The sequence below is a fragment of the Paenarthrobacter sp. TE4293 genome (assembly GCF_050435325.1).
GTDB classification, from domain to species: Bacteria; Actinomycetota; Actinomycetes; order Actinomycetales; family Micrococcaceae; genus Arthrobacter; species Arthrobacter nitroguajacolicus_C.
This window is the reverse complement of record NZ_JBNJRY010000001.1, coordinates 334,354-347,619: the sequence shown is the minus strand read 5'-3', so window position 1 is coordinate 347,619 and position 13,266 is coordinate 334,354. Positions and strand designations below refer to the sequence as shown.

Annotated in this window: 13 protein-coding genes; 5 read left to right on the top strand and 8 right to left on the bottom strand. The window is 63.2% G+C overall.

All coding sequences use genetic code 11. The annotated features are described in order from the left end of the window. Positions 1–24: 24 nt before the first annotated feature. From tpiA to QF015_RS01645, 3 genes are all read left to right on the top strand, one after another. A complete protein-coding gene (gene tpiA / locus QF015_RS01655; protein ID WP_310204923.1) occupies positions 25–840 on the top strand; it encodes a triose-phosphate isomerase in 816 nt (271 codons plus the stop codon). Between the two features lie 36 nt (positions 841–876). Next, the gene (gene secG / locus QF015_RS01650; RefSeq protein ID WP_310204920.1) at positions 877–1,134 is read left to right on the top strand and encodes a preprotein translocase subunit SecG; all 258 of its coding nucleotides are present in this window, start codon (positions 877–879) and stop codon (positions 1,132–1,134) included. A 172-nt stretch (positions 1,135–1,306) separates the two neighbouring features. After that, on the top strand, positions 1,307–1,702 hold the full coding sequence (locus tag QF015_RS01645; protein ID WP_429386429.1) for an RNA polymerase-binding protein RbpA: 396 nt from the start codon (positions 1,307–1,309) through the stop codon (positions 1,700–1,702). Here the strand turns inward: QF015_RS01645 and pgl are convergent. The 6 genes from pgl to tkt are packed head-to-tail and all read right to left on the bottom strand — an operon-like array spanning position 1,655 to position 9,888. After that, entirely contained in the window at positions 1,655–2,473 is an 819-nt protein-coding gene (gene pgl / locus QF015_RS01640; RefSeq protein WP_429386427.1) for a 6-phosphogluconolactonase, read from the bottom strand. The two genes, QF015_RS01645 and pgl, sit on opposite strands and share 48 nt — an antisense overlap. Then, on the bottom strand, positions 2,463–3,404 hold the full coding sequence (locus QF015_RS01635) for a glucose-6-phosphate dehydrogenase assembly protein OpcA (protein ID WP_024821021.1): 942 nt from the start codon (positions 3,402–3,404) through the stop codon (positions 2,463–2,465). Before QF015_RS01635 ends, pgl begins: the two co-directional genes overlap by 11 nt. Next, positions 3,401–4,957 (bottom strand): glucose-6-phosphate dehydrogenase, encoded by a 1,557-nt coding sequence (gene zwf / locus QF015_RS01630; RefSeq protein ID WP_429386423.1) that lies wholly within the window; start codon positions 4,955–4,957, stop codon positions 3,401–3,403. The genes QF015_RS01635 and zwf overlap by 4 nt, the downstream gene beginning before the upstream one ends. A gap of 15 nt (positions 4,958–4,972) precedes the next feature. After that, entirely contained in the window at positions 4,973–6,604 is a 1,632-nt protein-coding gene (locus QF015_RS01625; protein WP_429386420.1) for a glucose-6-phosphate isomerase, read from the bottom strand. Positions 6,605–6,610: 6 nt separating this feature from the next. Next, positions 6,611–7,729: a transaldolase gene (gene tal / locus QF015_RS01620; protein ID WP_310204905.1), complete on the bottom strand. Its 1,119-nt coding sequence runs from the start codon at positions 7,727–7,729 to the stop codon at positions 6,611–6,613. A 32-nt stretch (positions 7,730–7,761) separates the two neighbouring features. Then, positions 7,762–9,888 (bottom strand): transketolase, encoded by a 2,127-nt coding sequence (tkt, locus tag QF015_RS01615; protein WP_310204902.1) that lies wholly within the window; start codon positions 9,886–9,888, stop codon positions 7,762–7,764. A 428-nt stretch (positions 9,889–10,316) separates the two neighbouring features. Between tkt and QF015_RS01610 the strand changes: the two genes are divergently transcribed. Continuing rightward, positions 10,317–11,279: a heme o synthase gene (locus QF015_RS01610; protein ID WP_310204900.1), complete on the top strand. Its 963-nt coding sequence runs from the start codon at positions 10,317–10,319 to the stop codon at positions 11,277–11,279. Positions 11,280–11,379: 100 nt separating this feature from the next. Here QF015_RS01610 and QF015_RS01605 read toward each other — a convergent pair whose 3' ends face one another. Further along, positions 11,380–11,934: a TOPRIM nucleotidyl transferase/hydrolase domain-containing protein gene (locus QF015_RS01605; RefSeq protein ID WP_429386415.1), complete on the bottom strand. Its 555-nt coding sequence runs from the start codon at positions 11,932–11,934 to the stop codon at positions 11,380–11,382. A 16-nt stretch (positions 11,935–11,950) separates the two neighbouring features. Between QF015_RS01605 and QF015_RS01600 the strand changes: the two genes are divergently transcribed. Beyond that, on the top strand, positions 11,951–12,268 hold the full coding sequence (locus tag QF015_RS01600) for a hypothetical protein (RefSeq protein ID WP_429386413.1): 318 nt from the start codon (positions 11,951–11,953) through the stop codon (positions 12,266–12,268). Positions 12,269–12,277: 9 nt separating this feature from the next. Here QF015_RS01600 and QF015_RS01595 read toward each other — a convergent pair whose 3' ends face one another. After that, the gene (locus QF015_RS01595; RefSeq protein ID WP_310204891.1) at positions 12,278–13,222 is read right to left on the bottom strand and encodes a COX15/CtaA family protein; all 945 of its coding nucleotides are present in this window, start codon (positions 13,220–13,222) and stop codon (positions 12,278–12,280) included. Between the last annotated feature and the right edge of the window lie 44 nt (positions 13,223–13,266).

The following is a 13,266-nucleotide window of genomic DNA, read 5'->3' as shown; positions in this document are numbered from 1 at the left end:
CTCAACGCATTCTTTGGAGTTCACGTGACTACCTCTGCCAACGGCAACTTTGTCCGCAAGCCCTTCATCGCCGGCAACTGGAAGATGAACATGGACCACGTCCAGGGCATCACCTTGCTGCAGAAACTTGCCTGGACGCTGTCCGACGCCAAGCACGACTACAACCGTGTCGAGGTCGCTGTGTTCCCGCCGTTTACGGACCTTCGCGGCGTCCAGACGCTTGTTCAGGGCGACGACCTCGACATTGTCTACGGCGGCCAGGATCTCTCGCAGTTTGACTCCGGCGCTTACACCGGGGACATCTCCGGCCAGTTCCTCAGCAAGTTGGGCTGCACCTACGTCCTGGTTGGCCACAGTGAGCGCCGCACCATCCACAACGAGTCCGATGAGGTCCTGAACGCCAAGGTCAAGGCGGGGTTCCGTCACGGCGTCACCCCCGTCCTCTGCGTCGGCGAGGGCCTTGAAGTTCGCCAGGCCGGCACCCATGTGCAGCACACCCTGGCCCAGCTGCGCGCCGGTGTCGAAGGACTCACCGCCGAGCAGGCCGCCGAACTCGTAGTTGCCTACGAGCCGGTATGGGCCATCGGCACGGGCGAAGTTGCCGGGCCGGAGGATGCCCAGGAAATGTGCGCAGCCATCCGTGCCGAGCTCGCCGAGATCTTCGACGCGACAGTTGCGGAGAAGACCCGCCTTCTTTACGGCGGTTCCGTCAAGGCCAACAACGCTGCCGCCATCATGGCCGAAAGTGATGTTGACGGGTTGCTTGTGGGTGGCGCCAGCCTGGACCCCGCTGAGTTTGCTAACATTGTCAGGTTCGAGAGCCACCTCGTCACGGACTAGTCCGGCTCCCGTTTTCCGCTTCTTCGAAAGGCCGTCGTGGACGTTCTTCAAGTCATTCTGCAGATCCTGCTGGGAATCACCAGCCTTCTGCTGACGCTGCTCATCCTCCTGCACAAGGGACGTGGCGGCGGTTTGTCCGACATGTTCGGTGGCGGCATGAGCTCCGGATTGAGTTCGTCCGGTGTAGCCGAGCGCAACCTGAACCGCTTCACGATCATTCTTGGTATCACGTGGGGCCTTGTCATCATTGGCCTTGGCTTGATCATGCGCTTCACCTCGGGTGGCGACTCCTAGTCTCCCCATGCCGGTGTGCCAAAGGGGTGGTTCCTTACCGGAACCGCCCCTTTTTGTCCGCAATTTCGCATCCCCAGTGCCGTCATGGAGCCGCCCGCATTAGACTGGCCCTGTTGGCCGTAAGGTCCACGGGCCGTGACGGCCGACCACCGACTTCGCTAGGGGTTCGAACATGGTTCATGGCACGCCAGGATATCGGGGCACCCGCGTAGGGGTGGCCCAGGGTTCCACCCCGAGGAATCAAAGCGACCACGGAGACGGCGTGCAATTGCCCCGCATCCGCGTTCCCTACTGGTGCGCCAAGGGACACGAAACGCGGCTCGTCTTCCTCAAGCTCCCGGACGACCAGATTCCCATGAATTGGGACTGCCCAAAATGCGGCCTTCCTGCATCGCGGGATCCAGGACACCCCGCTGCGCCAAGGCCAGAGGACGAGCTCTTCAAATCCCACCTCGACTACGTTAAAGAAAGACGCTCCAGCCAAGACGCTGAGGTGGTCCTGGCTGGAGCGTTGGAGCGGTTACGCGCCCGCGGGGTCCTTCCGGACGAGCTGCTGGGGGACGCGTGACGCTGCATTCTCGTCGATAAGCCACAACGTCCTCGCACGGCCAACGGGTCCTGCAGCGGGAACCTGGACCGGGTTGGCGCCTGCCAAAGCCAAGCCAACAGCGCCGGCCTTGTCCTCGCCGGCGACAACCATCCAGATCTCCTGTGCGGTGTTGATGGCGGGCAGCGTCAATGAAATGCGCGACGACGGTGGCTTGGGGGAGTTTTCGACACCCACCACGGTGCGTTCCTTCTCGCGGATGCCTGCCTGCTCAGGAAAGAGCGACGCCACATGGGCGTCCGGACCGACGCCAAGAAGCAGGACGTCGAAGCGCGGCAGCCCGCCAGGCTGCTCGGCGCGGTCATCGGACATATCCGCTGCGTGCTCGGCTTCGGCAGCCGCTTTGAGCTCTTCAGCATAGGCCGCTGCCGCTTCGGCTGCTGTGGCAAACTGATCCGCCGAACCAGGCTCATGGATACGAGCCGGATCCACGTCCAGGTGGGCCAACAAAGCCTGGTGCGCTTGTCGGGTGTTCCGGTCCTCGCTGTCTGCGGCGACAAAACGTTCGTCACCCCACCAGAAGTTAACTTTCGACCAGTCGACGGCCGGTGCCGCGGCTGAGTCAGCCACCGCCTTCAGCGTTCCGATGCCCACGGTACCGCCGGTCAGGACCACCGTGGCCTCGCCGTGCTTGTCCTGGACATCCACAAGCTTGGTGATCAGGCGGGCCGCGATGGCGGCCATCAACACCTTGGAGTCGGGATGGATGCTAACTCTTGGCTCAGCGTGCACTGGTCTGGACTCTCCTCTGGCTGGTAAGTGGCAGTCCCATCGTAATCACTTCTCCGAAGACTTCGTCCGGGTCGAGCCGTCGGAGCTCCTCAGCGAGGCAATCCTTCAAGCTGCGACGGGGGAGCGTGATGCGCTGCGCCGGCTGTCCGGGCTGCGTCAGCTCTGCTACGGACAGGCCGGGTCGGAAGAGCTGCACGTCGCCGCTCGCCCGGGTGAGCCGCACACGCCGGATGCCAGTACCTGCAGGGTCTGCCACGATCGTGACGGGAGCTTCCAGTGCAAGGCTCAGCCATGCGGCCAACAACAGGGTGCTGGGGGAGTCGGAGGCACCCTCGACGGCGACAGCGGAGACAGGGTCACTGTCGACCTGGTCGAAGACCGCGGCCAATTGCATGCGCCAGTTGGTCAGGCGGGTCCAGGCAAGGTCGGTGTCACCGGCTTTGTACGTAGCCCTGATGTTCTCCAAGGCGCGCCGGGGATCGGGTTCGTTGGCGGAGTCCGTGATGCGTCGGTGGGCGATGCGGCCTATCGAGGTCTCGCAGGCGCTCTCCGGGGCACCGTGCGGCCACCAGGCCACGATCGGGGCATCAGGGAGGAGCAGAGCAGCTACGAGGGATTCGCTCTCGTGGGCCATATGTCCGTGCCCGCGCAGGACGATGACCTCGGAAGCACCGGCGTCACCACCTACACGGATTTGTGCATCGAGGCGGTCCGGACCCTCCACGCCGGCATCAGCCAGGACAATGATCCGGCAGGGGTGCTCCCTGCTGGCTTCATTGGCTGCCTCGATGGCCTCCTCTTCCTGCCCGGACTTGGTCACCACCACCAGGGTCAGCACACGTCCCAAAGCGATGACGCCGCCTTGTTCGCGCAGCGACATGATCTTCTTGGAGATCTTGGAGGTGGTGGTATCGGGAAGATCTACAATCATGGCCTTCTCCAGGTTCGTCCGTCACGTGCCAGCAGGGCATCGGCCGAGGCCGGACCCCAGCTGCCGGGTGCGTAAGGTTGCGGTTGTTCATCCAGCCCGGCCCAGTACTCCTCGAAGGGATCCAGGATCTTCCAGGACAGTTCCACTTCCTGGTGGCGCGGGAAGAGCGGCGGTTCGCCGAGCAGAACATCCAGGATGAGCCGCTCGTAGGCTTCGGGGCTGGATTCGGTGAACGAGTGGCCGTAGCCGAAGTCCATGGTGACATCGCGGACTTCCATCTGCGTGCCCGGGACCTTGGAACCGAAACGGATCGTGGCGCCCTCGTCCGGCTGGACCCTGATCACCACGGCGTTCTGTCCGAAGTCGTCTTCCCCGTGGTCGCGGAACAACAAGTTGGGAGCGCGCTTGAAGACCACGGCGATCTCTGTCACGCGACGGCCCAGGCGCTTACCGGCCCGCAGGTAGAAGGGAACACCGTTCCAGCGACGGGTATTGATGTCCACGCGGATCGCAGCATAGGTTTCGGTCTTGGAGTCGGCCGGGATGCCGTCCTCGTCCAGGTATCCGAGGACTTCCTCGCCACCCTGCCAGCCTCCGGTGAACTGTCCGCGGGCCGAATGGGTTGAAAGGTCCTCCGGAAGCTTGACGGCAGCGAGGACCTTTTCCTTCTCAGCCCGCAGGTCGTCGGCGTTGAAGGAAATGGGCTCCTCCATGGCCGTCAGTGCCAGCAACTGCAGCAGGTGGTTCTGGATGACGTCACGGGCAGCACCCACGCCGTCGTAGTAGCCTGCACGCCCACCGGTGCCGATGTCCTCGGCCATCGTGATCTGGACGTGGTCCACGTAGTTGGCGTTCCAGAGCGGTTCGAACAGCTGGTTCGCGAAGCGAAGCGCCAGGATGTTCTGCACCGTCTCCTTGCCCAGGTAGTGGTCGATCCGGAACACGGCATCTGCCGGGAACACGGACTCCACAATGTCGTTGAGCTGCCGCGCGGATTCGAGGTCGTGCCCGAACGGCTTCTCGATGACCACGCGGCGCCACTGACCCGGCTTCGCCTGCGCCAGGCCGTGCTTGGACAGCTGACGGCATACCTGCTCAAAGGCCTTGGGCGGAATGGACAAGTAGAAGCCATGATTACCGCGGGTGCCACGGGTCTCATCGAGCTCATCCAGGACGTCACCGAGGCGCTCGAAAGCGTCGTCGTCGTCGAACTCGCCTTGGACAAAGCGGATACCGGAAGCAAGCTGCTCCCACACCGCTTCGTCGAACTTGGTCCGTGCGTGCGCCTTGACGTTTTCCTTCACCTCAGCCGCGAAGTCGGCGTTGTCCCAGTCGCGGCGGCCGAAACCGACCAAGGCGAAGCTGGGAGGCAGCAAACCACGATTGGCGAGGTCGTAGACCGCAGGCATGAGTTTCTTACGGGCGAGGTCACCGGTGACTCCGAAGAACACCAACGACGATGGCCCTGCAATGCGGTTCAGGCGCCGGTCCCGCGGATCCCGCAAAGGATTCCGCAGACCGGCGTTCTTCCTGCCGTTTTCAGTTTCTGGCATGTTTGGTTCTGTGCCTTAGCTTTCGAGTGCGCTGGCCTGGCCGGCCAACGCAGCGACGACTTCCTGGAGTTGGGCCACGCCGGCAGCACGCTCGGTGAGGTGCAGGCGCAGGACCGGGCGTCCATGGCCTTCCAGGACCTGGGCGTCACCTGAAGCCTGGGCGGCAATGAGCTGGCCGAAGGTGAAGGGCCGCTCCGGGATGTCCAGATCGGTGGAGGATGCTGCCGTGATCTGCAGGAACACTCCGATGGCCGGCCCACCCTTGTGGAACTGGCCGGTGGAGTGAAGGAACCGCGGACCCCAGCCGAACGTCACGGGACGTCCGCTGACAGCTGCGAGTTCATCGCGGATTCCCGCAAGGGGGGCATGGGAAATGCGGTCCAAGTACGCCTGGACACTCAAGTAGCCGTCAGGCCCCAGCTGGCCAAGGAGGGCCTGTACGGCCTCTTGGACGGATGAGGCGGAAGCGAGCCACTCGCCGCCGCGGACTTCCACCACACCATCCGTAAAGGCTGCCGGAGTGGGCTCGGGGCGTGCATCAAGCAAGCCGCGGGCGGCTACCTTGGCAGCTTCGACATCCGGCTGATCGAACGGGTTGATGCCAAGGAGGCGGCCGGCCACTGCGGTGGCGAATTCCCAGACGAACATCTGCGAAGGCAACCCACCGGCGATGGCAACCTCATTGTCACGAAGTTCGACGTCGTCATCCGCGCCAACCAGACGCACCACGAGTACGTCCTCCGCTCCGTTGACGGCCTCCGGGGAATCCGGGCCCGCGACGACCGGCAGCACACCGGTGCCCAGCTTCCCGGTGGATTCGGCGATGAGCTGTTCGGCCCAGTCGGCGAAACCAACGATGCCTGAACCGTCTTCCGCGATGACGATCTTGTTGCGAAGAGGGCTGGTGCCGCCCAAGGCGATACCCAGGGCCAAGCCGATGTTGTCAGCTGAGTCTTCGTTGAGGATCTCGGCGGCTTCTTCTGCCTCGTCGAGGAAAGCCTGGATGTCCACGCCGGCCAAGCCACAGGGGACCAGTCCGAACGCGGTCAATGCCGAAAAGCGTCCACCGACGTTGGGGTCGGCGTTGAAGACCGCACGGTAGCCTGCCTCGCGGGAAGCTTTGTCCAGGGGAGAGCCCGGATCCGTAACGATGATGATGCGGCTCTTGGCATCGATACCGGCGTCGTTGAACGCCTTTTCGAAGACCCGTCGCTGCGAGTCGGTCTCCACAGTGGAGCCGGACTTGGAGGAAACGACGATCGCCGTCTCTGCCAAACGGTCCGCCAAAGCAGCGCTGACCTGTTCAGGGTCAGTGCTGTCCAGCACAGTCAGCTCGACGCCGGCGGTACCGGCAATCACCTCTGGCGCCAAGGAGGATCCACCCATGCCACACAGGACAATGCGTGAAACGCCTTCGGCCCGGAGGGCATCACGGAGTTCCAGAATGTCGCCCACCAGGGCCTGGGACACAGTGGGGGCCTCTACCCAGCCGAGCCGGATCGCCGACTCGGACTCCGCATCAGGACCCCACAGGGTATGGTCCTTGGCGAAAATCCGCGTGGCGATCCTGTCGTCGACCAAGCTGTCAATATGCTGGGCGATGGCCTGCTGTGCGGCACCGCTGGCGTCGTAGCTGATTGTGCTCATAGTGGGTTAGGAAGCCTTCCGTGCGGTGGCAAGTGCGCCTTCGACGTCGGCGAGGAGTTCCTTCCAGGAGCCCACGAACTTCTCGAGGCCTTCGGTCTCGAGCAGCGTAACGACGTCGTTGTAGGAGACACCGAGTGCTTCGAGGGCGTTGAGCGTCCCGTTCGCTTCGTCATAGGTTCCGGTGATGGTGTCACCGGTGACTACGCCGTGGTCGAACGTGGCGTCGAGCGTCTTTTCCGGCATGGTGTTGACCACGCCGGCGGCGACGAGTTCGGTCACGTAGAGGGTGTCCGGGTAGGCCGGATCCTTGACGCCGGTGGAAGCCCACAGCGGGCGCTGGGGGAGGGCGCCGGCTTCGGCCAGCACTGCCCAGCGTTCGGTGGAGAAGAGCTCTTCGTAGACCTGGTAGGCCAGGCGTGCGTTGGCGACGCCGGCCTTGCCCTTGAGTGCCTTGGCTTCATCGGTGCCGATGGCGTCCAGGCGCTTGTCGATCTCGGAATCAACGCGGGAAACGAAGAACGAAGCCACGGAGTGGATCCTGGAGAGGTCGTGGCCGTTCTCCTTGGCCTGCTCAAGCCCGGACTGGAAGGCATTGATGACCGCGCGGTAGCGCTCCAAGGAGAAGATCAGGGTCACGTTGACGCTGATGCCCTCGGCCAGGGTAGCCGTGATGGCTTCAAGGCCTTCCAAAGTGGCCGGGATCTTGATGTGGACGTTGTCCTTGTTGACCTTCGCGTAGAGGTTCTTGGCCTCGGCAATGGTTCCCGCGGTGTCCCAGGCGAGGCGGGGGTCCACCTCGATGGAGACGCGGCCGTCCACACCGTTGGTCGCGGCGGCGATCGGTGCGAACAGATCGCAGGCGTCAGCGACGTCCGTGGTGGTGATTTCGAAGATGGTCTCTTCAACGCTGGCGCCCGCGGCAGCCTGTGCTGCGATAGTGGCGTCGTAGTCCGTGCCGGAGGTGATGGCGGCGTGGAAGATGGACGGGTTGGTGGTCACACCAACGACGTTCTTTTCGTCGATGAGCTTCTGCAGGGTGCCAGTGTCCAGGCGGGTGCGGGAGAGATCATCGAGCCAGATGGAAACGCCGGCATCAGAGAGCTGCTGCGTGGGAGTGCTAGACATGTGTTTTTCTCCTGTGAGAGGGGAGCAGACTGTTATGCGTTGACGTCTGCGAGGGAGTCTTTGGCTGCGGCTGCGACGGCTTCGGCGGTGATGCCGAATTCGTTGAAGAGCCGCTTGTAGTCGGCCGAGGCACCGAAGTGCTCCAGGGAGATGGAGCGGCCGGCGTCGCCGACAAATTCGCGCCAGCCCAGTGCCAGGCCGGCTTCAACAGAAACGCGGGCTTTCACGGAAGCGGGGAGCACGGATTCGCGGTAGGCCTCGTCCTGCTTGTTGAACCACTCAACGCAGGGCATGGAGACAACGCGGGCTGCGATGCCTTCGGCCTGAAGGGCTTCGCGGGCCTGCACTGCCAGCTGGACTTCCGAGCCGGTGCCGATCAGGATCACCTGGGCGTCAACGGTTTCGCCGTCCTTGGAGGCTTCGGCCAGGACGTAACCACCCTTGGCCACACCTGCGGTGGAACCGAAGGTGTCACCGGTGGCTTCACCTTCGCCGCGGGCGTAGGTGGGGATGTTCTGGCGGGTCAGGACGATACCTGCCGGGTTCTCGTGGTTCTCCAGCATGGCCTTCCATGCCGCGGAAACCTCGTTCGCATCACCGGGACGGACAACGTCCAGGCCCGGGATGGCGCGCAGCGAAGCGAGCTGCTCCACCGGCTGGTGCGTGGGGCCGTCTTCGCCGAGGCCGATGGAGTCGTGCGTCCATACGTACAGGGACGGCACCCCCATCAGGGCACCCAGGCGGATGGCCGGGCGCTGGTAGTCCGAGAAGATCAGGAACGTACCGGAGAACGCCCGGGTCCGGCCGTGCAGCGAAATGCCGTTCACGATCGACGCCGCAGCGTGCTCACGGATGCCGAAGTGCAGGACGCGTCCGTACGGGTTGCCCTTCCAAGCGTCAGTGGAGCGGGACGTCGGGATGAACGAGGGCGAACCTTCGATGGTGGTGTTGTTGGACTCCGCGAGGTCGGCCGAACCGCCCCACAGCTCCGGGAGGACCGGTCCGATGGCATTCAGGACCTTGCCCGAAGCAGCACGGGTGGAAACGTCCTTGCCGGCTTCAAACACCGGAAGCGCAGCGTCGATGCCGACGGGGAGCTTCTTGGCTTCAACACGCTCCAGCAGGGCAGCGGCGTCCGGGTTGGCGGACTGCCACGCCTCGAAGGAGGTCTGCCAAGCGGCACGTGACTCGGCGCCGCGGTCGAGGACCTTGCGTGCGTGTGCCAGAACTTCTTCGTCAACGTCGAAGGACTTGGCCGGATCGAAACCGAGCACGGTCTTCAGCGCTGCGACCTCGTCGGCACCCAGTGCGGAACCGTGGATCTTGCCGGTGTTCTGCTTCTTCGGGGCCGGGTAACCGATGATGGTGCGCAGCGAAATGATGGACGGCTTGGTCGTCTCAGCCTTGGCTGCCTGAAGTGCGGAGTAGAGTTCCTGGACGTCTTCGACGTAGTCGCCGGTCTTGGTCCAGTCCACGCGCTGGGTGTGCCAGCCGTAAGCTTCGTAGCGCTTGAGGACATCTTCGGTGAAGGCAATGTCGGTGTCGTCTTCGATGGAGATGTGGTTCTCGTCGTAGATCACTACGAGGTTGCCCAGTTCCTGGTGGCCGGCGAGCGAGGATGCCTCGGACGTCACGCCTTCCTGCAGGTCGCCGTCGGAGGCGATCACCCAGATGGTGTGGTCGAACGGCGATTCGCCGGCGGGAGCATCGGCGTCGAACAGGCCGCGCTGGCGGCGCTGCGAGTAGGCAAAACCAACCGCTGACGCAAGACCCTGGCCCAGCGGGCCGGTGGTGATTTCCACACCGGCGGTGTGCTTGTACTCAGGGTGACCCGGGGTCAACGAACCCCAGGTACGCAATGCCTCAAGGTCCTTCAGCTCCAGCCCGTAACCGGACAGGAACAGCTGGATGTACAGGGTCAGCGAGGTGTGGCCGGGAGACAGGACAAACCGGTCACGGCCAATCCAGTCCGGGTTCTTCGGGTCATGCCGCATCAGCTTCTGGAACAGCAAGTATGCTGCCGGAGCCAAGCTCATCGCCGTACCAGGGTGGCCGTTGCCGACCTTCTCCACGGCGTCAGCGGCCAACACGCGAACGGTGTCAACTGCCTTCTTGTCCAGATCGGTCCATGACAGTTCTTGCTCTTCCAAATGTGGCACGAAAACCGAGCCCCTCTCTGTGCTGACGGCAGGCGTGTTGACACGGCACGCAGGAAGCACAGGATGGCGCCCGCTGCAATGTGTCTACCAGCCGTTCACCATTGAAACGTTGATCTCTCATCCAGACGCACGGATATCCAAGAATACGGTTTCCCGGATCGTCAACGTGTGCTGATCTGCTCAACAGCTTATCCCTAAACGTGTCATGGAACTCAGGGAATCCCACTAACTGGACAGAAATTCCCTTATATGAATCACGGCGCCCCGGCAGGGCAGTGAAGATTCGGAAACATTGACGCATTTTGCGGAACGTGGGGCACTTCCAGCCACGGTATGATATTTGGAGGCCACCAGCGGTTCATGCGCCCGTGTTTGCTTTCGACAACCGGGATGGCAGCCGCTGCGAGAACCCCAGAGCATAGAACAGAGTGACTGCCGCCGTGAGCACAACTGATACGCCCCTCAACGCGTCCCCGGCCCGGGGAAGCATCGGAATCTCCCGTAAGTTCAAGGCGTATCTGGCACTGACCAAACCCCGCGTCATCGAGCTGCTCCTGGTCAGCACCCTGCCCACCATGATCTTTGCCCAGCGGGGCTTCCCTTCCATCGGCCTGATTCTGGCCACCTTGGTCGGCGGCGCCTTTGCCGCCGGAAGCGCAGGCGTCTTCAACTGCTACATCGACCGTGACATCGACAAACTGATGCACCGTACCGAGAAGCGTCCCCTGGTCACCGGTGAAGTGACCCCGCGTGAGGCCCTGGTCTTCGCCTGGATCCTCGGTGCGGCCTCGATTGCCATTCTGTGGTTCGGCGCCAACCCATTGTCCGCCTGGCTCGGCCTCGGCGCCATCGTGTTCTACGTAGTGATCTACACCATGATCCTGAAGCGACGCACGGCCCAGAACATTGTCTGGGGTGGAGCGGCCGGCTGCTTCCCCGTCTTGATCGCGTGGGCCGCAGTCACCAACACGGTGGAATGGCCCGCCGTCGTGCTGTTCATGGTCATCTTCCTTTGGACGCCCCCGCACTACTGGCCGCTGTCCATGCGTTACGGCGAGGATTACCGCAACGCCAAGGTACCCATGCTTGGCGCCATTGCCGGAGCCAAGGTCGTTTCGGTGCAGGTCGTCCTTTACGCATGGGCCATGGTGGCTTGCTCGCTGCTGATGGTTCCGGTCGGTGGAGCCGGCTGGGTCTACACGATCGTTGCAGTAGCTGCCGGCGCCTGGTTCCTGTACGAAAGCCACGCCCTGTACAAGCGCGCACAGGGAGGCGACGTCTCCAACAAGGGAGCCATGAAGGTCTTCCATGGTTCCATCAGCTACCTCACACTGCTCTTCATCGCGCTGGCGGTGGACCCCTTCATCGGTTCCCCGATCATCGGCGGCTAGGTTCCGCAGCTCTCCCCAGGACAACATTCGACGCCGGTACTCACCTGAGTGCCGGCGTTGCCGTTTCATCGTTCTCTCACGTCCCCCGCGCTGGACAGCGTCAGATATCACCCACGAACGATTCGACGAGACGCGCCAGCGGCGGGGGCGCCTGCCCGGCAGGGAGTGAGGCGACGAGCAATGGTGCGTAACGGACCTTGTTCCCGCTTCGCCCTCCAAAGAATCGTCGCAATTGTGCTGTCACGGGCTGCTGCCGAAGGGACGGTTGGCGTTGAAGCAATCTGAAGGAGGGCAGTTCGCCTTGTGACTCAATGACATTGAGTACGGCTTCGACTCCCAGGCAGCGCACCAGCTCGTCTTCCAGATCTGTGTGGCACACCTGGAACCCGTTCTGTTCCAACGGTCCGGATCCAATACCGGCCCGGAAAAGCGCGCGGGCTACCCCTGGCGACTCCCCGGCGTCACACAGACCAAGCAACCTGTCTCCTGCTCCCTGCGGGCCGTACCTCTCGAGGAAGTGGATGATGCTCGTAGCGCCACCCATGGGGACGATTTGTACACGTTCTGCCGCCAGGTCATGGCCGTGTCGAAGGGCCAACGCCTCCACCGCCAACCTGTCGCTTTCGCCCTCAACCAACACCGTCGTCGCCTGCATGGGACAAGTATGTCGGATGAAGGCAGCGGAGCGCCTGAAGAAGTTTGGATACCTGGAAGGCCCAATGCAGCACCTGATTTCGGGCCTCCGGGCACCTAATTCCCGCCCGAAAGCCGAAGGTGCGGTGGCGGGAGTCCTGGGCGGTGGTGCAGGCGCAGCTGTCGGCATGGGGGCTGTGCTGGCCTACGCATCCACTGAAGGGTGGGCCGCTGTGATCCCCTGGTACGCGTCACTGTGGGGCATTGCTGCGGACCTCGCCAGCGGCACCTTGTCTGCTGTGCATCCGGCCGTGCTGGCCATGCGTTCCAACCCGGCGCACCCTGATCCGGGCTGAGGAGATCACTTATCGGACCGGGCTGTGCTTCGCGAGGTCGGCGGCATTGGTGGCTGCACTCATGAGGACGGCTGCCCCGAACATGTGCGCGCCAACCAGGAGTGCCGGAATGCCGTTGTAATACTGGGTGAATCCGATGACAGCCTGCAGCAGCGTCACGCCCAGCAGAAGGTACGCCGCCGTCCGGAACGGGCCTTCGATTCTGTGGCGGATGACCAGGTAGACGGCGAATACGGTTCCTGCCGTGATGAGGTAGGCGGGGACGGCATGAATGTGGGAAAAGAGGTCCCAGTCAAGGTCATTGCGGGGAGCGTCGGCGTCTCCGGCGTGCGGGCCTGCACCGGTGACCACTACACCGAGCATGACCGACAGGCCCGAGAAAACGGCAACAGCCAGCATTACGGGACGTGCCACGGCAGGGAGCGCAGCCAGGGTGCGGTTCATGAAGCGTCCGGTGCGGCCGTAAGCCCTGTTGACCAGCAGAGTAGCGAAAACCACCAGTGCCATGGAGACCAGGAAGTGCAGGCCGACTACCCAGGGGTTTAGGCCGGACAGGACCGTGATGCCACCAATGACAGCCTGCGCCGGGATGCTTGCCAGCAGGCCGACGGCGAGGAGGAACAGGTCGCGACGCTCCTTGCGGAGGTTCCACAAGTAGACCAGCATGAGTGCGGCGACGGCGGCAAGGGCGAAGGTGAGCAGGCGGTTGCCGAATTCGATGAAACCGTGAATACCCATCTCCGGCGTGTTGACCAGGGAATCGCCGGTGCACCGCGGCCAGGTGGGGCATCCGAGGCCTGAGGCAGTCAGTCGCACGGCACCGCCGGTCACTACGAGAACTGTCTGACCGATGAGTGACAGCAATGCCAGGCGACGCACGGCCTTGTTGACCTCTGTCGGTAACTTGGACGTGAACCGCTGAATGGTTTTCGGGAGGCGCGATGCCGTGCTCACAGTTTTCTCACTTCTCAGTTCTGCATTGGTGGTTGGTGCCGGAT